This window comes from Streptomyces aurantiogriseus (genome assembly GCF_014649375.1).
Classification (GTDB): Bacteria; Actinomycetota; Actinomycetes; order Streptomycetales; family Streptomycetaceae; genus Streptomyces; species Streptomyces aurantiogriseus.
The window spans coordinates 259,207-280,206 of the sequence record NZ_BMSX01000016.1 but is presented as its reverse complement, the minus strand read 5'-3'; the positions used below and the strand labels follow the sequence as shown (position 1 = coordinate 280,206).

The window sequence follows — 21,000 nt, the reverse complement described above, 5'->3', positions numbered from 1 at the left end:
TCCACCCGCACCGGCTCGTCCCTGCCCGGCGCGATCACTCCGCGCACTTCCTGCGCCATCACGTCACGCGCCTTTCCGAGAGTCCGAGTGCCCGGAGTCCGAGTGCCCGGAGTCCGAGTGTCCGGGGTTCGACGGTCCGGGGTTCGAGTAGTCGTGGAAGCCGCGCCCCGACTTCCGGCCGAGCAGGCCGGCCTCCACCATGCGCAGCAGCAGGGGCGGGGGAGCGTGCAGCGGGTCCTTGAAGTCCGCGTACATCGCGTCGGCGATCGCGGTGAGGGTGTCCAGGCCGATCAGGTCGGCCAGGCTCAGCGGCCCCATGGGGTGGGCGCAGCCCAGGACCATGCCGGTGTCGATGTCCTCCGCCGAGGCGAAGCCGGACTCCAGCATCCGGATCGCGGAGAGCAGGTACGGCACCAGCAGGGCGTTCACCACGAAGCCGGCCCGGTCCTGGGCGCGGATCACCTTCTTGCCCAGGACCTGCGTGACGAAGTCCTCCGCCCGGGACTGGGTCTGCGGACCCGTCAGCAGGGAGGGCACGATCTCCACCAGCTCCAGCACCGGGACCGGGTTGAAGAAGTGCACCCCGATCACCTGGTGCGGCCGTGCGGTCGCCATGCCCAGTTTCATGATCGGCAGCGAGGAGGTGTTGGAGGCGAGCAGCGCGTCCTCCCGGGCGACGATCCGGTCGAGCTCGGCGAACAGCTTGACCTTCACCGCCTCGTCCTCCGTCGCCGCCTCCACCACCAGGTCCCGGTCGGACAGGTCCGCGAGGTCGCTGGTGACCCGCAGCCGGCCGAGCGCGGTGGCACGTTCCGCGCCGGAGAGCTTGCCGCGTCGTACGCCGCGGTCCAGCGAGGCGGTGAGCCGGGCGCGGCCGGCGGCGGCCGCGCCCTCACTCACTTCGTGGACCACGACGTCCAGCCCGGCCCGGGCGCAGACCTCTGCGATGCCCGCGCCCATGAGGCCGCAGCCGACGACACCCACCCTGCTGATCGGGGGCGTCGTGCTCATCGGAAGGCGGCCTCTCCCGTCAGGGCCTGGCCGATCATGAGGGTGTGCATCTCCACGGTGCCCTCGTACGTGAGGATCGACTCCAGGTTGTTGGCGTGCCGGATGACCGGGTACTCCAGCGAGATGCCGTTCGCGCCCAGGATCGTGCGGGCCGTGCGGCAGATCTCCAGCGCGGCACGGGTGTTGTTGAGCTTGCCGTAGCTGACCTGCTCGGGGCGCAGACCGCGGTCGTCCTTCGTCCGGCCCAGGTGGAAGGCCAGCAGCGTTCCCTTGGTCAGTTCCAGGGACATGTCGGTCAGCTTGGCCTGGGTCAGCTGGAAGGAGCTGATCGGGCGGCCGAACTGGACCCGGTCGCCCGCGTAGGCCAGGGCCGCCCGGAAGGCCGAGCGGGCCGCGCCCATCGCGCCCCAGGCGATGCCGTACCGGGCCTCGTTGAGGCAGGACAGCGGCCCGCGCAGCCCTCGTACCTCCGGCAGCAGGGCGGATCCCGGCAGCCGTACGGAGTCGAGGACGAGTTCGCTGGTCACCGACGCCCGCAGGGACATCTTGTGCTTGATCGCGGGCGCCGAGAAACCGGGCGTGTCGGTGGGGACGACGAAGCCGCGGATACCGTCGTCGGTACGGGCCCACACGACCGCGACATCGGCGACCGACCCGTTGGTGATCCACATCTTGCGGCCGTCGAGGATCCAGTCTCCCCCACTCTCGGCTCCGCTCGAGCGGGAGGTGCCCCCACCGTCGCGGCGGGCGGCGGTGCGCATGCTGCCCGGGTCGGAGCCGGAGTCGGGCTCGGTGAGGCCGAAGCAGCCGATGGCGGTGCCCGCCGCGAGACGGGGCAGCCACTCCTCTTTCTGTTCCTCGGATCCGAACGCGTGGATCGCGTACATGGCGAGCGAGCCCTGGACGGAGACCAGGGAGCGCAGCCCGGAGTCGGTGGCCTCCAGCTCGAGACAGGCGAGTCCGTAGTCGACGGCGCTCATCCCCGCGCAGCCGTAGCCCTCCAGGTGCATGCCCAGCAGGCCGAGCTCCCCGAGTTCCTTGGTGAGCCCGCGGATGTCCTCGATCGCCCCCTGCTCGAACCACTCGGCGATGTGCGGTTCGACGCGCCGGTCGCAGAAGGTGCGGACGGCCTCCCGGACGGCGCGCTCGTCCGGGGTCAGCAGGGTGTCGAGTTCCAGGAGGTCGAGGGGGTCGGCGGGGCGCGCGGCGTGCTGAGCGTGCATCTGGGTCTCCAAAAGGGGCGGGGGACTAGGCCGTGGCCGTGGGGCTGATGATGAAGTTGCTGAAGCCGCCGTTGCGTTGCGCGATGCCGCTGATGGCGTCGTTGACCTGCTCCAGCGGGAACACGTGGTGCTCCAGCGGGTCGAGGTCGAGCAGGCCGGCCTCCGCCATGTCGGCCATGGCCTGGCCCTCGCCGGAGGTGAACCAGGCCGAGCCGACCAGGCTCAGCTGCTGGTCCATCATCCGGTGGATGTCGACGGGCAGATCACCGGCGACGGCGCCGATGTTCACCGCGATGCCGCCGCGCGCCATCGCCCGCATACCGGCCAGGAAGGTCTCGTGCGGTGCGCCCGGGCCGAGGGCGTCGACGTAGATGTCGACGCCGTAGCCGTCGGTCTCCTCGCGGATCCACTCGTCGAGCGGACCGTCGTTGAGGGAGTGCAGGTTCAGCCGGCCGCCCGCCAGCTTGCCGACCTGGTCGAGCAGGCCCTGGTCGCGGCCGGTGCCGTAGACGTGGGTCAGACCGAGGGCGGGCGCGAGGAGCGCGGCGCCGATGCCGAGGGTGCCGCTGATGCCGTTGATCAGGATCCTCTTGCCGGGACCGGCACCGGCCTTGCGCAGCGCGGAGTACATGGTGCCGAGGTAGCCGAAGCGGGCGGCGGCGTTGAAGGACAGGTTGTCGGGCAGCTTCACCAGGGAGTGCCCGGGCGCCACCATGTACTCGGCGAGGCCGCCCTGGTAGCGGTCGAGGAGGTCGATCGCGGTCCGGGAGAAGCCGAAGTACCCGGCGAAGGCGTAACTGGCGCAGTTGATCGAGTCGTTGTCGCGACAGGACCGGCACGACCCGCAGGAACGGCCCGGGTTGACGTACACCCGGTCGCCGGGCTTGAAGGCCTGGACGCCCTCACCGACGGCCTCGACCACGCCCGCCGGGTCCAGGCCGAAGATCGCCGGGAGGGTCGGCAGGGGGCTGTGCGGGAACCAGGTGGTCCACATGTTCAGGATGTTGGCGAGGTTGGGGACGATGTTGACGGCGTGCACGGCCACGCGGACGTCGCCCGGGCCGGGCTCGGGAACGGGGAGTTCCTCGAGCTTCATCGGCTCGCCGACGTGGTGCATCCGCGCGGCTCGCATGGTCGCACTCATGGCCTCTCCTTGGGTGTGGGTGGGGAGATGTCGCCGGTGGCGCCGGCCCCCATCTCGGGTGTGCGGGGATGTGGGGGGGGAGGTGCGGTGACAGTGCGGATCAGAGGAGTGTCAGTCGTCGAGCAGGCTCGTCAGCCGTGCCCGCTGCAGCTTCCCGGTCGCCCCACGGGGGAGTGCCGGGACCACGCAGAGTCGCCGAGGCCACTTGTGCCGGGCGAGCCTGCCGTCGAGGTGACCGCGGACGTCGTCCAGGGTCGGGGTGCCGGACGCGGTGACGAGGAAGGCGGTCACGACCTCGCCGTAGACCGGGTCGGGGGCGCCGGAGACCGCGACCTCGACGACTCCGGGGAAGTCGGCGAGCGCGTTCTCGACCTCGGCGGGGTCGACGTTCTCCCCGCCGGTGATGATGGTGTCCTTGAGCCGGCCGACGACCTCCAGCCGGCCCTCGGCGTCGAACCGTCCGCGGTCCCCGGTGTGGAACCAGCCCTCGGCGTCGGCCACGGGCAGCGGTCCGCCGGCGGACCGGTACGCGGACGCGACCGACGGTCCGCGCACCCAGATCTCACCGGCCGTGCCGGTCGGCGCCGGGGAGCCCGTCCCGTCCACGACCACCAGCTCGACGTGCGGGGCGGGCGCCCCCGCCGAGGTGGCCGACTCCGTGGGCGCGGAGTACGTGACGCCGGCGCTGGTCTCCGTCAGCCCGTAGGAGTTGACCACGCCGATCCCGCGGGCCCGGAACTGCTCGCGGGTCGCCGACTGGGCCGGTGATCCGCCGGAGAGGATCCACCGGAGCGTGTCCAGCTCACCGCTCGTGAAGCGGGGGTGGCGGGCCAGCAGGGCGGACATGGCCGGTACGGCGAAGGCGCAGGTCACCCGGTGGTCGCGGACCAGGTCGACGAACAGGTCCGGGTCGAACTTCGGCGCCAGGACCACGGTCCCGCGCCGGGCCCAGGTGTACTGCGGCAGCCCGCCCAGGACGGCGACATGGGCCAGCGGCGTGGAGACGAGCGCGGTGTCGTGCGTCCCGACGGGCAGCCGGGACAGTCCGTTGACCATGCTCCAGTACAGGTTGTCGTGGGTGAGGGCCACGCCCTTGGGCCGGCCGGAGGTGCCGGAGGTGAACGCGATGACCGCGATGTCGGAGCCGGCCGGGGAAGCGGACGCCGGCGCCTCGGGACCCTCGTCCTCGGGATGCAGGTCCTCCCAGGCCAGACGGATGCCCGACCCCTGCGGGAAGCCCTCGTCGGCGAGCACGGCCCGCGGTTCGGTCTCCTCGCACACGACCGCGAGCTCGGCGGCGGTCACCTGCGGGTGGAGCGGCACGAGCACCGCCCCCATGCGCGTCACCGCGAAGAGGGTGATGAGGGCCTCGGGCCGGGCGGCCCCCTGCATCACGAGGCGATCGCCCCGGCTCACCCCGGCTTTGTCGAGGCGGGCCACGGTGCGCCGGACCGCCAGGTCCAGCTCGGCATAGGTCCAGGACTTGTCTCCGAAGACGAGGGCGGTGCGGGAGCCCGCCTCGTCCGCACTGGCCACGAGGTGAGCGCCGAACCAGGTGGCTCCGCTCATGTCCTCACCTCCGTCGCACGTCTGGCGCGGGCGAGCGCACCGAGCGTCGAGCCCGCGAGGTCGGCGGCCCGCACCGGCGTGTCCCGCCCCAGCAGACGCCGGGCGGCCAGATGCTCGGCGGGCCAGTTCAGCGTCTCCACCGCGACCAGCCGGTCGTCGCGGAAGGCGTACGCGGCCAGCCGTTCCGGCGAGTCGCCCGCCACCAGGTGCACGGCGTCGGCGGGTGCGCGCAGCCCGGCGATCTGCAGCTTGATGTCGCCCTGGTCGCTCCAGAACCAGGGCAGGCTCGCGTACGGCTCGGACGCACCGGCGATCCGGCGGCCCACCAGGACCCCCTGGTCGGTGGCGTTCTGCACGGACTCCAGCCGGACCAGCCCGGCCGCGTGCGGGTGGGGATGGCGGGCGCAGTCGCCGACGGCGGAGATCCGCGGGTCGCTGATCGAGCGCAACCGCTCGTCCACGATCACGCCGTCGTCCACGGCGAGGCCCGCGTCCCGCGCCAGCTCGTCCCTGGGGGCGGCTCCGATGCCGTAGACGACGAGGTCGGCGGGGAGCGTGCCGCGGTCCGTGACGACCTGCCGCACCCGGCCCTCCGAGCCCTCGACGGACTGCACGGCCGTCCCGGTGAGGATGCGGACGCCGCTGCGCTCGTGCCGTTCCCGCAGGTGCTGCTGGAGCTGCGCGGAGACGGCCCGGCTGAGCAGCCGGTCGGCCAGCTCGACGACGGTGACGTGCGCACCGCGCGCCGCGGCGACCTGGGCCAGCTCGAGACCGATGAACCCCCCGCCGACGACGACCACGGCACGGGCCGTCGACAGGGCCCGGCCGATCGCCAGGGCGTCGTCGAGGGAGCGCAGGGCGTGGACGCCGGCCAGCTCGGCGCCCGGGACGGGCAGCGGCCGGTTGCGGGCGCCGGTCGCCAGCACCAGGTGGTCGTAGGGGACACGGGTGCCGGTGCGGGTGATGACCGTGCGGGCGGTCCGGTCGAGGGCGATCACGTCGTCGCCGAGACGCAGGTCGATGTCCCGCTCGCGGTAGAAGGACTCCGGCACCAGGTCGACGCGGAGGCCGTCCGGTCCGGTGTGGGCCTTCTTGGACAGCGGCGGCCGCTGGTACGGCAGGTGGCGCTCGTCGGCGAGGACGGTGACCGGGCCGTCGTACCCGGCGCCGCGCAGGGCCGAGACGACGCTGAAACCGGCCTGTCCGCCGCCGACCACGACCACGCCCGCGGTGCTCGTCATACCTGCTCCTCGGGCACGTGCACGACCAGTCCGTCGAGTGCGTCGGAGAGCTGGACCTGGCAGCTGAGCCGGCTGGTCGGCCGGCGTTCGGCGGCGGTGAAGTCCAGCATCTCGTCCTCCACGTCGTTCGGCGGCCCGACCAGGTCGGCCTGCGTCGCGTCGACGTAGACATGGCAGGTGGCGCAGGAGGCGTTGCCTCCGCACTCGGCGACGATGCCCTCGACGGCGTGGGCGACGGCCGCCTGCATGAGCACCGTGCCCGACGCCGCGGTGACCTTGCGTTCGGTTCCGTCGGGCAACTGGAAGATGACGGTTGGCATGAAGTCCTCCGGGTGGGAGCGGCTCAGGCTGCTTGCCAGGTGACGTGCAGCGAGGTGAGTCCTCGGAACACCCAGCCCTCCAGGCGGCTCGCGGCGGAGCCGCTGTCGGATGCTTTCGCGCCCTCGACGAGGCGGAGTCCCTTGAGGCGGCTGAAGACGAGGGGCCAGGCGATCGCGCTGACCTCGTGGCGCGCGACCCACGCGCCCATGCAGAAGTGCGGACCGCCGCCGAAGGCGAGGTGCGGGCGGTGCGGGCGGTCGATGTCGAACTCGTCGGCACGCTCGAACACCGACTCGTCCCGGTTTCCCGAGGCGATCACCAGCGCCACGCGGCTGCCGGCGGGCAGGGTGACCCCGGCGACCTCGTAGTCCTGGGTGAGCTGGCGCGGGTACATCCCGATCGGCGAGACCCAGCGGGCCGTCTCCTCGAAGACCCGCTTCCACAGCGCCGGGTCTTTGGACACCCGGTCCAGCACCTCGGGGCGGCGCAGCAGCGCCCAGGCACCCACGCCGAAGACGTCACGCGGCTCGTTGACGCCCCCGCCGATGATGACCTTGATGTTGTTCTGGATCTCGGCGAGTGTCACCGGTTCCGGCGCGTTGACCATCGAGGAGATCACCGAGCCGTCAGGCTCGCGCCGGGCGGCCTCGGCCGTCTCGGCCACCGCTTCCTCGATGGCCCGGGTCGCCTGCTCGGCGCGCAGCCACAGGTCGGGGTCGTTCGCGTAGTTGCTGTTGCCGTCCATCATCGCCCGCGACCAGGCGGCGATGTCCTCGGCGCTCGCGCCTCGCAGGCCGAGGACCAGGGCCAGGTTGGCCGCGACGAGCGGCTCGGCGAAGTCATGGATCAGGTCGGCCTCGCCGCGGTCGGCGATGCGGTCGAGCAGCTCCTGCGCGGTGCGCTCGAAGGCGCCGGCCCACAGGTCGCGGACCTGGCGGGGACGGGTGGGCGGCTCGGCTGCGGCCCGCAGCCGCCGGTGCTGGGGGTCGTCCTCGCGGAGCATGTTCGGGCCGACCGTCCGCAGCAGCAGCGAGCCCTCCTCGCGGGAGCTGAACACCTCGGGCAGCTTCTCCGCGTGGACGATGTCGTCGTAGCGGGTCAGCAGATGCCGGCCGACCGAGGGCACCCAGGCGAGCGGGGCGGTGCGGCGCAGCTCGGCGTAGGCGGGGTACGGGTCGCGGCGCAGGTCGGCGAGGTCCAGGTCGACGACGGGCGCTCCGGGCGCCGCGGTCGTCAGGGCGCTCATGCGGTGCCGCCCGCGCCGATCAGCACGAAGAACAGCGTGGCGGGCTCGGTGCCGTTGTTGCGCCAGGCGTGCCGGGTGCCGTTCTGGACGACGAGGTCACCGGGCTTGAGGACCGCGGTCTCCCCGCCGTCGAGGTCGAGGACGATCTCGCCGCTGAGGACGACGCCGTAGTCGACGGTCGGGGTGGTGTGCATGCCGGGGGCGTCGGGCTCGAAGAGCTCGGCGAGACCCGGGGTGGCCTCCAGCTGCTCGGCGCCCGCGGCGGCGGGGTCCCAGCCCGGGTCGGCGTAGACACTGGCCGGCGGGAAGGTGACGGTCAGCGCGATCGTCTCGCCGGGGGCGGGGACGAAGGACTGCAGGGACTCCGTCGGGTCGTCCGACGGGACGGCGGGCGCCGCCGTGTTCCACACCAGGGAGCGGGCGAAGCCGGGGGTGTGGGTGTACTGACGGGTGCGCGGCGGCTCGCCGTCGCTGACGATCACGGGCTTGCCGCTCGAACTGACACCGGTGACGACACGACGGACCATGATTCTCTCCCTTGAGAAACCGACGACAGGGGCGTCAGATGGTGAGGGTGGCTGAACGTTAAAGCACGAGGCCGAAAATTCGTTAGAGGTATGACAGTAAAAGTTCTGACGATCTCGGGGGTGTCGCGCTGCCACGGGCTTCGGACACTCGGGGTGCCCGGAGCGCCCGGGCACGCGCCATGGGGCCGGCCGGCGGTCAGTCCTCGGCCGGGGTCTCCTGGTTGACCAGAGTACGCAGCAGATGCACCAGCTCACTGAGCTGGTCGTCCCGCAGGACGGCCGTCCACGCCCGCTCGCGGCGCGTCTGGGCCGCGATGGCCGCACGCAGCGTCTCGCTGCCCTCGGGGGTGAGCTCGACCACCAGCTGACGGCGGTCGGACTCCACGCGCTGCCGAGTCACGAGGCCGCGGCTCTCCAAGGTCGCCAGCGCGCTCGAGATACTGGCCCGGGTCGACCCGGAGACCCGCCCGATGTCCTGCTGGGCGAGCGGCCCGTACACCCACAGGGCGTTCAGGATCCGGAAGCCCGCCCAGGTCAGACCCAGCGGCCGGTGGACATGCTTCTCGAAGTCCTTGGTCAGCCGCGCTTCGAGGCGGGTGAGGTCGGTGACCATCTCGATCGCGTCGAGGTCCCGCGGATCGGTCGTGCCCAGCTCACGATGGTGGTGGCGCAGCAGCTCCGAGAACTCCCGGGTCCGGCTCGCGCCCTCGGTCCCGGCTTCGCGCACGGTGTCCGTCACGATGTCCCACCCTTCCTCGTCCGGCCCCACCGGTGTCAGCCGGCGACGACCGGATTGACCATAGTCCCCACGCCCGTGACCTCGGTCCGCAGGACCTTACCCTCGCTGAGGTACAGCCGGGGGGTGCGGCGGACGCCGCAGCCGGCCGGGGTACCGGTGAAGATCAGGTCGCCCGGTTCGAACGTCACGCGCTTCGACAGCCAGGCGATCAGCTCCGGGACGCTGAAGATGAGGTCCGAGGTGCGGCCCCGCTGCACCTCCAGGTCGTCGACCCAGCCGGCCACCTCGATGTCGTCCGGGTCCTCGAACTCGTCGACCGTCACCAGGTACGGGCCGATCGGGCTGAAGGTGTCGTACGACTTCGGCAGCGTGAACTGGTTGATCGGCTTGCGCCACTGCTCCTTGCGGTCGCTGATGTCCTGACCCGCGGTGACACCCGCGACGTAGGACCAGGCGTCGGCCTCGGAGATGTTCTTGCCGACCCGGCCCATCACCACCACGAGCTCCGCCTCGTAGTCGACCTTGTCGTACTGCGCCTCCACCACGACGGAGTCGTACGGCCCCACCACGGACGAGGCGAACTTGGCGAACACAGACGGCTCGTCCGGGACGGGCAGGTTGGACTCCTCGGCGTGCGCCCGGTAGTTCAGCGCCACGCCGATGGCCTTGTACGGCTTGGCCACGCGGCCCAGGTCACGCGGGTCGAACGCCTTCCAGTCCGACTCCGCGGCCCGCTCGGCGAGGGTGCGCAGCTCGTCGTGGAGGGAGAGGTCCGACAGGACCTCCAGGCGCGGCTCGATCGCTCCCTTGCTGGCGTCGGCGATGTCGAGGGCGCGGTCGTCGCGCACGAGGACGGGGCGGCCGGCGAGGTTCGCGAGCTTCATGCGGCTTCTTCCTTCTGCTGGTCGGCGGGGAGGGGGAGGGGGAGTGCGAGCTCGCCCTCGACCCGCACCCCGAGGGTGTTGATGACGGTGGCGATGGTGAGGTACTGGCCGACGGTGTAGAGGACGTCGATGATCTGCTCGGTGCTCAGGTGGGCCGTCAGCCGGCCCCACAGCTCGTCGTCGACGCCCTGGCGGTCCAGGAGCGAGTCGGTGGCGGTGAGCAGCACCCGGTCCAGCTCGTCCAGCCCGTCCCACTCGCCGTTCACGGCGGCCAGGATCGTGGCGTCGGCGAGCCCGGCGCGACGGGCGATCCGTACATGCTGGTCCCACTCGTACGCGGCCTGCGCACGGGCGGCGATCCGCAGGATCATCAGCTCCCGGGACGGCAGGGGCAGGGTGTTCTTCCCCAGCACGTGGTTGCCGAAGACGATGAAGCGGCGCAGTGCGTCCTCGTGGTGGGCGAGGGTCGCCCAGATCGTGTAGATCCGGCCGTCCTGGTCGCGGTACGGCGCCAGCGACGCCAGTGTCTTCTCGTGCAGCTCGCGCTCGTCGACGGGCTGCAGGCGGGCCTTCTCGGGCACTTCTCCCGGCATCGGGGACCTCCTCGGCTCTCGATGGCGTCAACGTATTCGTACGACCCTTGACCGTCAAGGGTCTAACAAATACCGTCTTCGCCATGACGATCCAGAGCCTTGGGTACGTGGGCATCGGTACGCCCGACCCGGATGCATGGGCGGAGTACGCCCGGAACGTGATAGGCCTCGCAGTCGAGCCCGCCGCCGCGTCTGACAGCGGCTCCGCCGCAGAGCCCGTGCGTCACCGCCTGCGGATGGACCAGCATCCCTTCCGCATGTGGCTGACGGAGGCCCCGAAGGGCGGCGTGACGGTCATCGGCTGGGAGGTGCGGGACGCGGCGGCGATCGACGAGACGACGGTCCGGCTCAAGGAGGCCGGCATCGACGTCACCGTCGGCACCGAGGAGGAGTGCCGGGAGCGCCAGGTGGCCCGGATGGTGCACTTCACCGGCCCCGTCGGCATCCGCACCGAACTGTTCTGCGGCCGCCGTCTCGCCACGAGCCAGTTCGTCTCCCCGCTCGGCGTCGACTTCGTGACCGGCGACCAGGGCCTCGGGCACGTCGTGATGAAGACACCGCACGTCCAGGAGGCGGTCGACTTCTACTGCGACGTCCTGGGCTTCCGGCTCAGCGACACCGCCGACTACCCGTGGGGCACCTTCCACTTCCTCGGCTGCAACCCGAGACACCACAGCATCGCCTTCGTCCGCTCCTACAAGAACGAGGGCACCCACCACGTCCTGTGCGAGGTGACCACCCCGGAGGAGGTCGGCCGCGCCCTCGACCGCACGCGCGAGCACGACGTCAAGCTGATGGCCACGCTCGGCAAGCACGCCAACGACGGGATGTTCTCCTTCTACATGACCTCGCCGGCCGGCTTCGGCATCGAGATCGGCGCGGGCGGCGTGCAGGTCGACGAGAGCACCTGGGTCAGCCGCGTCTACACCGCCGACGTGTGGGGCCACCACCCGGTCGACTGACCGCCACGCTCCCGCTTCTGCGCCGACGTCCCGAGCCGCCCTTCTGACGAAAGTGGTCGTATCCCATGCTCGACAGCCATCTGCAGGACACCTGGGTCACCCCGTCGGCCACCGACGACGCGGCGGCCGACGTACGCGACGCGGTCACCGGGGAGACCGTCTGCCGTGTCTCCTCCGCGGGCCTCGACCTCGCCGGGGCGTTCGACCACGCGCGCCGCGTCGGCGGGCCGACCCTGCGCGCCCTGACCTTCCACCAGCGGGCCGACCTCCTGGACGCGCTGGCCGCGGCCGTCCGCGCCCGCCGCGAGGAGCTGTACACCCTGTCCGCCCGCGCCGGAGCCACCCTGACGGACGCCCGCTACGACGTCGACGGCGGCATCCGCGTCCTGCGCGACTACGCCGGCCGCGCCCGCGCCGAACTCCCCGACGCGCCCCACCTGATCGAGGGGCCGGCCGAACGCCTCGCGCGCGGTGACGACTTCCTCGGCGTCCACCTCTGCACCCCGTCCCCGGGCCTGGTGCTCCAGGTCAACGCCTTCAACTTTCCCGTGTGGGCACCTCTGGAGAAGCTCGCCCAGGCGGTCCTGGCCGGGATGCCGAGCGTCGTGAAGCCGGCCACCCCGACCTCGTACCTCACCGCCCACCTCGTGCGGATCGTCACCGAGGCCGGCGTCCTGCCGCCCGGAGTCCTCCAGATGGTCGTCGGATCGGTGCGGCCGGCCCTCGGCCTGCTCGGTGAGCAGGACGTGCTCTCCTTCACCGGCTCGGCCGCCACGGCGGCGACCCTGCGCACCCACCCGAACCTGGTGGCCCGCTCGGTCCGGTTCAACGCGGAGGCCGACTCCGTCAACGCCGTCGTCCTGGCCCCGGACGTGACGCCCGGATCACCGCTGTTCGAGGCGTTCGTCCGCGAGGTCGTGACCGAGATGACGGTCAAGGCGGGCCAGAAGTGCACCGCGATCCGCCGCGTCCTCGTCCCCCGCGAGCACGAACCCGCCGTCCTGGACGCCCTCTCGTCCGCACTGGACGCGGTGACCATCGGCAACCCGACGGCGGACGGCGTCCGGATGGGCGCCGTCGTCAGCCTCGAACAGCGCGACGACGTCCGCCGGGCGGCGCGCAGGATCGCCGCGTCCGGCCGGTTCGTCCACGGCGACCCCGACAAGGTGCGGGTGGTCGACGCCGATCCGGAGCGGGGGGCCTTCCTCGACACCCTCCTCATCTCGGCCGACCCGGACGCCTCGGCGCCCCACGAGGTCGAGCCCTTCGGACCGGCCGCGTCCGTACTGGCCTACCGCGACACCGCGCACGCCCTGGACCTGCTCGCCCGCGGCCGGGGGAGCCTCGCCGCGTCGGCGGTCGGCGACGACCTGGCCTGGACGACCGCCCTCGTCCGGGAGGCGGCCGCCTGGCACGGACGGCTGCACCTGCTGGACTCGACGAACATGACCCAGACCACCGGACACGGCTCGCCCCTGCCCGCCCTGAGGCACGGCGGTCCCGGACGGGCCGGCGGCGGCTCGGAGATGGCGGGGATCCGCGGCGTCCTCGACCTGATGCAGCGGACGGCGCTCCAGGCATCGCCGAGGCTGCTGGACTCCCTGGCCGGGGACGCCTGAACCCGTTCCTGCTCCGGGCGGCGGAGGGGACGGACGCGACGACGGACGCGGTAGATGGCGGGCCTGGGTCGCGTACGTCGACGGACGCGACACGGCTCGGCACCGGTGCCGGAGCGTGGGGCGCGCGGAACCGTGTGCGGAAGGGCGCGCAGGACCGCGCGCCTTGCCCGCGCCGTGCGCCTGGCGCACGCTGGTCGTATGGGTGAGCACGCCGGCCCTACGCTCATCACCTCCGTCCAGCGGGCCTTCCGTCTGCTGGAGGCGGTGAGCGCGCACGCGAACGGCGCACCGGCCAAGCAGCTGGCGCGTGAGACGGGCCTGCCCCTGGCCACCGCCTACCACCTGCTGCGCACGCTGGTCCACGACGGATACCTGCGGAAGCTGCACGACGGCGGTTTCGTCCTGGGCGACAAGGTGCAGACGCTGCACACCACCGGACGGGGTCAGGCGCTGCTCAGCCGGGTCCGCCCCACGCTCGCCGCGCTGCGGGACGAGCTCGCGACCGCCGCCTACCTCACCTTCTACGAGGAGGGCGAGATCCGGGTCGCCGAGATCGTCGACAGTCCCCGAGCGCCCCGCGTCGACCTCTGGGTGGGATTCGAGGACGCGGGGCACGCCACCGCGCTGGGGAAGTCCGTGCTGCGCGAGCTGGACGACGACTCCCGCAAGGACTACCTCTCCCGGCACCCGCTCGCCGATCTCACCCCCCGGACGATCACCAGCCCTCCGGAACTGCTCCGGCAGCTCGACGCCTCACCCGTGGCCCCGGCCGTCACGGACCTCGAGGAGTACTCCCTCGGCACCGTCTGCGTCGCCGTGCCCGTCTACAGCGGGGGCACGCTCGGCTCACTGGGTGTCTCCCTGCCGGCGGACCGGCTCGCCCGCCTCGACGAGATCCGGGCCCGGCTGCTTCCCACCGCGAGCCGTGTGACCAGGAGTCTTTCGCTCACTATCTGAAAATCCGCTCCTTGCGACGGTGGGGCATAATCCCTTTATCTGGATGAAACAGGCATTTCGGGATAGTGCCCCCTACCCAGGTGAGGACTGCGGACGAGACATGAGTCAGGCCCGAGACCATGGCGGCGACCAGTGGCCGATACGGCTGTTCAGGAACCGAGAGGCCGCCGGGACACCCGTGCTGCCCGTGCTGCCCGTACTGATCGTCGCCGCCGTCGTGCTCGCCGACATCATCGGCGGAGCCGGCATGATCTGGCTGCCCCTGCTCGCGGCCGGCCCGGCGCTGGCCGCCACCACCAACGGGCCGCGCGGTGTCCTCTGCGTCGGTCTCCTCGCCGCGGTGCTCGGCGCGATGCTCGGCGCCAGGGACGGCGTCCCGGACCGCGAGCTGGCGGCCGTCCTGTCCGCCCTGGTGGCCGTCACCCTGGCGAGCGGCCTGGCCAGCGCGCTGCGCGGACGCCGGGAACGGGTGCTCGCGGCCGTCCGCTCGGTCGCCGAGACCGCCCAGCACGCGCTGCTCAAGCCCGTGCCCGCCACCGTCGGCCCGTTCCAGACGGCGGTCCGCTACAGCGCCGCGGCGGCCGAGGCCCGGATCGGCGGAGATCTCTACGCGCTGATCCCCACCCCGTACGGGGTGCGGCTGATCGTCGGCGATGTGCGCGGCAAGGGGCTGCCGGCCGTGGGTACCGCCGCACTGGTGCTCGGTGTCTTCCGTGAGGCCGCCTACGACGAGCCCGACCTGCTCGCCGTCGTCGACAGGATCGAGCGGAGTCTGGCGCGCAACCTCGGCGGCGACGACTTCGTCACGGCCGTGGTCGCCGGGTATCCCCGGGACGGCCAGCTCGAGGTGGTCAACTGCGGTCACGCGCCTCCGCTGCTGGTCCGTGCGACCGGCGGGGTCGAGGCGATCGAGCCCACGCATCCGGCACCGCCCCTCGGTCTGCGCGCCCTCACGGACCAGACCCCCAGCCTGCAGGTGCTGCCCTTCGCCGACGGCGACCAGCTGCTGCTCTACACCGACGGGGTCATCGAGGCCCGCGACCGTGACCGCGCGTTCTATCCGCTCGTGGAAGGACTGGAGCGCCATGTGTGCGACGAGCCGGGGCACACCCTCACCGGGCTGCACGACGAGTTGCTGGCGCATGTGGGCGGTCGGCTGCACGACGACGCGGCACTGCTGCTGATCCGCAAGCCGGTCGATCGCGGAGCGTCCGTTCGCGGGCAGGTCGTTTCTCGTGCGGCTGTGTAGAACTCAAGTCGCTTATGTTGCTTGAGCTTTCAATGTTGCAGACTGGCCGCATGACACGCATGAGGAAGCTCGCCCTCGCGTCAGCGGCGGCGGCCACGCTGCTTGCGACACCCCCCACCGCCTCCGCCACTCCCGCCCCGCACGGAACCTTCGTCCGGGAGGACTTCGACCGCCTTCCCCTCGGTCCGGTGACCTCGGGGCGTGGCTGGACCAGTGACACCTCGGGCGGTTCGCTGACCGTCGAACGGAGCACCACCGGACACGGCCGCCAGCTCCGACTCCACACGGAGGGCAACGGCCGAGCCTTCCTCGTCCTCTCCGACATCGCCCCCGCCGGCAACAGCTTCTGGGCCCGGCTGCGGCTGCGCGTGGACCGGTTCCCCACAGCCCCCGACTGGGCGCACTGGACCATCGCGGAGGCCTCCGGCTCCGACGCCCCCACGCTGGTCCGCCCGCTGGGCGGCCAGTACGCTCCCACCGATCAGGGCAACTTCTGGGGAGTCGGCTCCGACCTGGGCGCCACCGGGGACTGGACCGCCTGGAAGACCTCCGCCCCCGCCACGGCCGGGACCTGGAGGTGCGTCGAGTTCCACCTCGACGCGACCGACAACCGGGTCACCGTCTATCTGGACGGGGTGGAGAAGCCCGAGCTGACCGTGTCCACCAAGGAACACGGCGGCACGGCGGACGACTTCGTCTTCCCGCGCTTCGACAAGCTCAAGCTGGGCTGGCAGCTGTACCAGGCCGACCCCACCCCCTCGTCGTACGACATCCGCATGGACGACGTGGCGCTGAGCAGCAGGCGGGTGGGCGGGTGCGCCTCATGACGAACAGCGGGCGGCCCTGGGCCGGCCGTCCCGCTGTCCGCCGCCACGCCTCACCACACCCTGGCCGGCACCCCGGCACCGTTCCTCGCGGGGCTACTCGCCTGACGGCGCGGGCAGGGTGACGCCGAGGGGCACCGGGGTGCCGAAGTTCGGAGTGCCGTCGGCGTTCCAGGTGAACTTCTGCGCCCTGGTGGTGCGGTTCATGTCGCAGCCACCGCTCGCGGAGTTGTTGGCGTGGTAGACGATCCAGTCCTCGGTCCCGTCGGGCGACTTGAAGAACCCGTTGTGGCCGGGGCCGTACACACCGTTGGCGTTGGACCGCTGGAAGACCGGGTTCGGTGACTTGACCCAGGAGGAGGAGCTGAGCGGGTCACCACCGTTGTAGGTGAGCATCCCCAGCTTGTAGTCGGGCGTGGAGCAGTGGCTGGCGGAGTAGATGATGAAGGTCTTTCCGTTGCGCTGGAGGACCTCGGCGCCCTCGTTGACCGCGCCGCCCACCGTCTCCCAGCTGTAGGTCGGAGTGGACAGCACCCGGCGCGTTCCGCTCGCGGTCCAGGGGTTGGACAGCGGCCGGATGAACATCGGCTGCGAGCCGTTGTAGAAGGTGCCGAGGAGATAGAGCCTGCCGTCGAGCTGCAGGATGCCCGGGTCCAGCTCCCATGTGTTGTCCTGGGTCGGGTCGAGCAGGTCGGCCTTGAAGCTGTAGGGCCCCATCGGGTCGAGTCCGGCGCTCTCCAGCACATGGATCCGCTGGGTGCCCAGGTCGTACGGCTCCCGCCCGGCCGTGTAGTAGAAGTACCAGCGCTTCCCGTTCGGGCCGTCGAGCAGATGGAACTCCGGCGCCCACATCGTGCCCGCCCCGTTGGGCCGGCTGAGGTTGAAGATCACCTGGTCGGTGGCCGTGGCGAGCCCCGCCAGGGTGCTGGCCTTGCGCATGGTGATCGTCGAGTTCCAGGTGGTGGTGGCGAGGTAGTAGTAGCCGTCGTAGTACGTCAGCCAGGGGTCCGGGCCATGCTGCGAGAGCGGGTTGGTGAAGGTCTTCGTGCCCGTACCGCCGCCGGTGAAGGCGGGCAGCCGCCACACCCTGCCGCTCGCGCCGGCGCACGGCAGTTGCACCAGGTTGGTGTTCGAGGCCGAGGAACCGCCGCTGGGCGTGACGCACTTGCCGGAGCTGACGGAGACCAGGTTGAAGGTCTTGTCGGTGCCGCTCACCGACACCGGGACGAGCCGCCACCGCTGGTTCGTCCCGCCGTGACAGGGCCACTGGATGATCGCGGCGTTGTCCGCCGTGGACGCGCCGTGGACGTCCACGCACTGGCCGGACCGAGTGGTGATCGTGTACGTGTCGCTCGTCCCCGTGACCGGAGCGAAGCCGAAGCTCTGGTTCGCTCCGGAATCGCAGGTGAAGGCACGCAGCTGGCTCCCGTTGACCGACGAGCCGCCCGGCAGGTCGAGGCAGGTGCCGCCGTTCTGGTTCACCCCCGTCGAGGTGAACGCGACGGCGGCGGCCGCGGGCGGTGGCGCCACCAGGAAGGCGACCGCCAGGGCGAGGAGGGCGAGGAGCGCGGACAGACATCTGGAACGGGTCACGGGCCGTACACCTTTGCTTCGAGGAGGCCGACAGAGCTGGTGCCGTTGCCGGTGAGCAGCACCCGGAGTCGTGTGGTGCTCGTGGCGGTGAACGTGACGGTGTTGTACTGGTTCTTCGCCAGCGGATAGCCGCCGGCCCCGGGCACGTCGACGTAGGCGCTGCCGTTCCAGTACTGCAGCTTCCATGCGGCGGGCATGTCGATGCCCTGGTCGTCGTCGAAGAAGTACACCTCGGCCCTGTCGAGCGTCCTCGCCGACGGCCAGGTCAGCTCGGCCCACTGCTGACCGGTCTCCGGCCAGGTCCCCCAGCGCGGATTCACGGTGTCGTCGGACGACGGCGGATCGATCCCGTCGTTGACCGCGGTGACGCTCTCCCAGGGGGAGGTGTACGACGCGGACGCCGTCGCGGACGTCGCCAGGTTCGCCGGTGGCTGGACACCGCCCCGGTTGAAGACCTTGACCTCGGTGAGTCCCGTCTTGGCGCCGGAGGCGTGGGTGGCCAGGACCCGTATCCGCTGGGCGCTGATCGCCGGGAACCGCACCAGGTTGTAGTTGGCGCGCGGTGCGGCCGGGCTCTTGGTCTGGCCGGGCACGTTCACCCACGAACCGCCGTCGAGGTACTGGACGGTGTACGCGGACGGGGCCCGGTAGGTGGTACTGGCCGGGCGGCTGTCCTTGAAGTGGAGGCGCACCTCGTCGATCGTGCGGGTCGTGCCGAAGTTCAGCTCGTACCAGTCCTGACTGTTGGCGGAGCCGCCCGCACCCCAGAACGGTTCGTTGGTGGGGTAGCCGTCGACCGCGCCGGAGACGTTGCTGCCGGACCCGGTGTGGGAGGCGGTCACGGTCGCCCCGGAGGCGAGGTTGGTCAGGTCGGCGGTCAGGTCCACGCCGGCCTTGGCGAGCAGGTCGACCATCTGCGGGCTGTTCTGCACGACCTGGGTGGGGGCCTTGAGACCGGGGACGGCGGTGTGATGGGTGACCGTGCCGCTCGTGGTGACCTCGCCGGTGGCCGGGTCCCAGGTGAAGGGCACCAGCGAGCTGACGGTGGCGGCCCGGTTGCCGTTGACGTAGATCGAGTACCCCTCCGGGATCCCGGGGTAGCGCACGACTCCGTCGGCCGGGTCGTCCCAGACGACGGACAGGTCGGCGCCCCGGTAGCGGAGGTTGTTGACGGTGAAGTGGGACCAGCCGATGTCGATGGGGGAGAGCTCGACCTTGGCGTCGTTGCGCGGTCGCAGCCCCGCGACGTCCTCGATCACCGTCCAGTTGCTGCTGCCCAGGATGTTGTGGTGGATCCAGGAGCGGTAGGTGATGCTGCTGCCGTTCCAGTCGGCCCAGAACTCGTTGGCGTCGGGCCACTGGGTGTTGCCGCCGACGTACTGCGCCCAGGCGTTCCAGTAGAGGAGCTTCTTGTAGTCGGTCGCGCTCATCCAGGAGTTGGGGTAGTTGCGCAGCACCGAGGAGTAGAGCCGGAACTGGACCGTGGAGTTGATGGTGGAGAAGTTGTTGGAGCCCGGGTTCCCGGCGTCGGCCGCCGCCTTCTTGTCGGCCTGGTTGGCCGTGTAGAAGGGGAAGACGGGGTACTGCGCCGGGTCGTCGTACAGGCGCAGGGCCTGCCGGTAGGTCGCCGTGTTGGGGACGGCTCCGACCGAGAACGGGTAGTAGTTGTTGACCTCCTTCCAGGGCACCCACTCGTTGGTCGATTTCAACCGGTGCTCGAACAGTTGCCGGTTGGGATTCCAGAGGACGTTGACGATCGCGTCCTTGATCTGTGTCGCCAGCGTGCGCATCTCGGTGGCCTTCGCCGTGTTGCCGACCGCCTCGTAGGCCTGGGCCGCGGCGAGCGCGCCGCTGTACTGGTAGGCGGACTCGGCGCGGTCCATGTTTCCGGGTTTCCAGTGGAAGGAGACCGCGTCGGCGTCGTTGCCGGTCAGGGCGCCCCAGTCGTACTCGATGAGCTTGTTGTTGTCGTGGTCGTAGTACGCGAGCTGTCCCTTGACGTCCCCTTCCGCGTAACGGGCCAGGTTGGCGGCGATGGCCGGCTGGCCGCCGTGGATCTGGTAGCTCTTCCACGCCGCCTCGGCGATGTACTGGGTGTAGCTGTTGGACCAGTTCTCCGGGTCACCCGGGTTGTCGAGGAACCGGCCGCCCTTGGAGGTCTGGCCGACGCTCAGCCAGTCCCCGTAGGCGTAGGCGGGGTTGCGCAGGTACTTGAGGTCGTCGATGTGCATGGGCTGGGTGAGCGCGATCGCGTTGTTGTAGCCGAGGACGCCCTCGGTCGAGGTCGGGAACTGGAAGGTCTGCCCGGGGATGTCGGCGTCGAGGCTGTTGAAGCGCATCAGCCACCAGCGGTAGTAGATGTTCTTCTTGATCGCGGGCTCGGGCACGTCGATGTAGGGCACGTTCTGCGCCCACCACAGGTTGTAGGCCTTGACGTGGGTGGCGAACGCGGTCGCGTTCGAGTAGCCCGCGTAGGCGTTGTAGTCCGTGAGCGACGCGGGGATCTCGTCGGTGACGAAGCCCATCACCACCTTCGCGGTGACCGTGGCCCCGGCCGCGATCGTCACGGACCGGCCCAGCCCGCCGCCCGAGGCGGTGAAAGCGTCGCCGGTGAGCCGTGGCCGGATGGTGGTGAGGTTGTTGTAGGCGTTGACCTGGCCCGTCAGCTCGCTGCCGGTGCCCGTGGTGGCGTAGGGGGAGGTCGCCCGCAACTGCAGCGTGGTCGAACCGGCCCCGTTGTTCCTGATCGACAGGTTGGTCACGGCGACGTTGTTGTCGGTGATGAACTTGGTCTGGTCGACCGTGATCGAGCCGCTGGTGTGCACGCTCTTCCAGTGGCTGGGCGTCTGCCGGCGCTGGGCGACCTGCTCGGTGAAGGTGCCCGGACTGATCGCGACGGTGTAGGCGTTGTTGTTGCTGATGCTTTCCCAGTAGGCGACCTGGCCGCCGAAACCGAACACCGCCGGGTTGTGGGTCTTCATGAAGACCGCCCGCCCCCGGCTCATCAGCCAGGGGCCGGCCGGGTCGTTTCCGGAACGGGCCAGCAGGCGGTCCATCCAGAAGTCGGTCCCCGAGCTCTCCGCGTCGTAGATGCTCCGCATCATGTCGCCCGGTGTGTGGGCGACCGGCGGGGCCGGGACCGCCGGGCCGCTGAAGGTGGGGAAACCGATCGTCTGAGCCGCAGCGGCCGGGGTCGCGGTCACGACGGAACAGACGCTGAGCACCAGGGCGACGAGGAGACACCTCGTGCGCCGGCGTCGTACCAGGAGGACGTGCGGTCTTCTCATCGGATGCTCCC

At 71.1% G+C, this 21,000-nt stretch carries 18 protein-coding genes; 5 read left to right on the top strand and 13 right to left on the bottom strand.

Annotated elements, in window-relative coordinates:
• Positions 1–63: 63 nt before the first annotated feature.
• From IE263_RS30980 to IE263_RS30930, 11 genes are all read right to left on the bottom strand, one after another.
• The gene (locus IE263_RS30980; protein WP_189941139.1) at positions 64–1,011 is read right to left on the bottom strand and encodes a 3-hydroxybutyryl-CoA dehydrogenase; all 948 of its coding nucleotides are present in this window, start codon (positions 1,009–1,011) and stop codon (positions 64–66) included.
• Positions 1,008–2,234, bottom strand: a complete 1,227-nt coding sequence (locus IE263_RS30975; protein WP_189941138.1) for an acyl-CoA dehydrogenase family protein — start codon at positions 2,232–2,234, stop codon at positions 1,008–1,010. The genes IE263_RS30980 and IE263_RS30975 overlap by 4 nt, the downstream gene beginning before the upstream one ends.
• A 25-nt stretch (positions 2,235–2,259) precedes the next feature.
• Positions 2,260–3,378, bottom strand: a complete 1,119-nt coding sequence (locus IE263_RS30970; RefSeq protein ID WP_189941137.1) for an alcohol dehydrogenase catalytic domain-containing protein — start codon at positions 3,376–3,378, stop codon at positions 2,260–2,262.
• Positions 3,379–3,489: 111 nt separating this feature from the next.
• On the bottom strand, positions 3,490–4,947 hold the full coding sequence (locus IE263_RS30965; protein ID WP_189941136.1) for a class I adenylate-forming enzyme family protein: 1,458 nt from the start codon (positions 4,945–4,947) through the stop codon (positions 3,490–3,492).
• Positions 4,944–6,188, bottom strand: coding sequence for an NAD(P)/FAD-dependent oxidoreductase (locus IE263_RS30960; protein WP_189941135.1), 1,245 nt, complete (start codon positions 6,186–6,188; stop codon positions 4,944–4,946). Before IE263_RS30960 ends, IE263_RS30965 begins: the two co-directional genes overlap by 4 nt.
• Complete coding sequence (locus IE263_RS30955; RefSeq protein WP_189941134.1) at positions 6,185–6,508, bottom strand: 2Fe-2S iron-sulfur cluster-binding protein; 324 nt, start codon at positions 6,506–6,508, stop codon at positions 6,185–6,187. The genes IE263_RS30960 and IE263_RS30955 overlap by 4 nt, the downstream gene beginning before the upstream one ends.
• 23 nt (positions 6,509–6,531) lie before the next feature.
• Positions 6,532–7,755: a cytochrome P450 gene (locus tag IE263_RS30950; protein ID WP_189941133.1), complete on the bottom strand. Its 1,224-nt coding sequence runs from the start codon at positions 7,753–7,755 to the stop codon at positions 6,532–6,534.
• A complete protein-coding gene (locus IE263_RS30945; RefSeq protein WP_189941132.1) occupies positions 7,752–8,282 on the bottom strand; it encodes a cupin domain-containing protein in 531 nt (176 codons plus the stop codon). The genes IE263_RS30950 and IE263_RS30945 overlap by 4 nt, the downstream gene beginning before the upstream one ends.
• A gap of 196 nt (positions 8,283–8,478) precedes the next feature.
• The gene (locus IE263_RS30940; protein WP_229911261.1) at positions 8,479–9,021 is read right to left on the bottom strand and encodes a MarR family winged helix-turn-helix transcriptional regulator; all 543 of its coding nucleotides are present in this window, start codon (positions 9,019–9,021) and stop codon (positions 8,479–8,481) included.
• Positions 9,022–9,056: 35 nt separating this feature from the next.
• A complete protein-coding gene (locus IE263_RS30935) occupies positions 9,057–9,905 on the bottom strand; it encodes a fumarylacetoacetate hydrolase family protein (protein ID WP_189941131.1) in 849 nt (282 codons plus the stop codon).
• Complete coding sequence (locus IE263_RS30930; RefSeq protein ID WP_189941130.1) at positions 9,902–10,498, bottom strand: carboxymuconolactone decarboxylase family protein; 597 nt, start codon at positions 10,496–10,498, stop codon at positions 9,902–9,904. Before IE263_RS30930 ends, IE263_RS30935 begins: the two co-directional genes overlap by 4 nt.
• Before the next feature lie 83 nt (positions 10,499–10,581).
• Between IE263_RS30930 and IE263_RS30925 the strand changes: the two genes are divergently transcribed.
• The 5 genes from IE263_RS30925 to IE263_RS30905 all read left to right on the top strand — a co-directional run bounded on the left by IE263_RS30925 (position 10,582) and on the right by IE263_RS30905 (position 16,112).
• On the top strand, positions 10,582–11,460 hold the full coding sequence (locus tag IE263_RS30925; protein ID WP_189941129.1) for a VOC family protein: 879 nt from the start codon (positions 10,582–10,584) through the stop codon (positions 11,458–11,460).
• A 65-nt stretch (positions 11,461–11,525) separates the two neighbouring features.
• Positions 11,526–13,079 (top strand): phenylacetic acid degradation bifunctional protein PaaZ, encoded by a 1,554-nt coding sequence (gene paaZ / locus IE263_RS30920; RefSeq protein WP_189941128.1) that lies wholly within the window; start codon positions 11,526–11,528, stop codon positions 13,077–13,079.
• A gap of 198 nt (positions 13,080–13,277) precedes the next feature.
• Positions 13,278–14,036 carry an IclR family transcriptional regulator gene (locus IE263_RS30915; protein ID WP_189941127.1) on the top strand — a complete coding sequence of 253 codons (759 nt, stop codon included), beginning with the start codon at positions 13,278–13,280 and terminating at the stop codon, positions 14,034–14,036.
• A 100-nt stretch (positions 14,037–14,136) separates the two neighbouring features.
• The gene (locus tag IE263_RS30910; protein WP_189941126.1) at positions 14,137–15,285 is read left to right on the top strand and encodes a PP2C family protein-serine/threonine phosphatase; all 1,149 of its coding nucleotides are present in this window, start codon (positions 14,137–14,139) and stop codon (positions 15,283–15,285) included.
• Positions 15,286–15,335: 50 nt separating this feature from the next.
• The gene (locus IE263_RS30905) at positions 15,336–16,112 is read left to right on the top strand and encodes a LamG-like jellyroll fold domain-containing protein (RefSeq protein WP_189941125.1); all 777 of its coding nucleotides are present in this window, start codon (positions 15,336–15,338) and stop codon (positions 16,110–16,112) included.
• 93 nt (positions 16,113–16,205) lie between these two features.
• On the opposite strand, the gene IE263_RS30900 is transcribed toward IE263_RS30905, so the two are convergent.
• Together IE263_RS30900 and IE263_RS30895 are read right to left on the bottom strand one after the other, a co-directional pair.
• Positions 16,206–17,702, bottom strand: a complete 1,497-nt coding sequence (locus IE263_RS30900; RefSeq protein ID WP_189941124.1) for a family 43 glycosylhydrolase — start codon at positions 17,700–17,702, stop codon at positions 16,206–16,208.
• Positions 17,699–20,989, bottom strand: coding sequence for a discoidin domain-containing protein (locus IE263_RS30895; RefSeq protein WP_189941123.1), 3,291 nt, complete (start codon positions 20,987–20,989; stop codon positions 17,699–17,701). Before IE263_RS30895 ends, IE263_RS30900 begins: the two co-directional genes overlap by 4 nt.
• Positions 20,990–21,000: the final 11 nt, after the last annotated feature.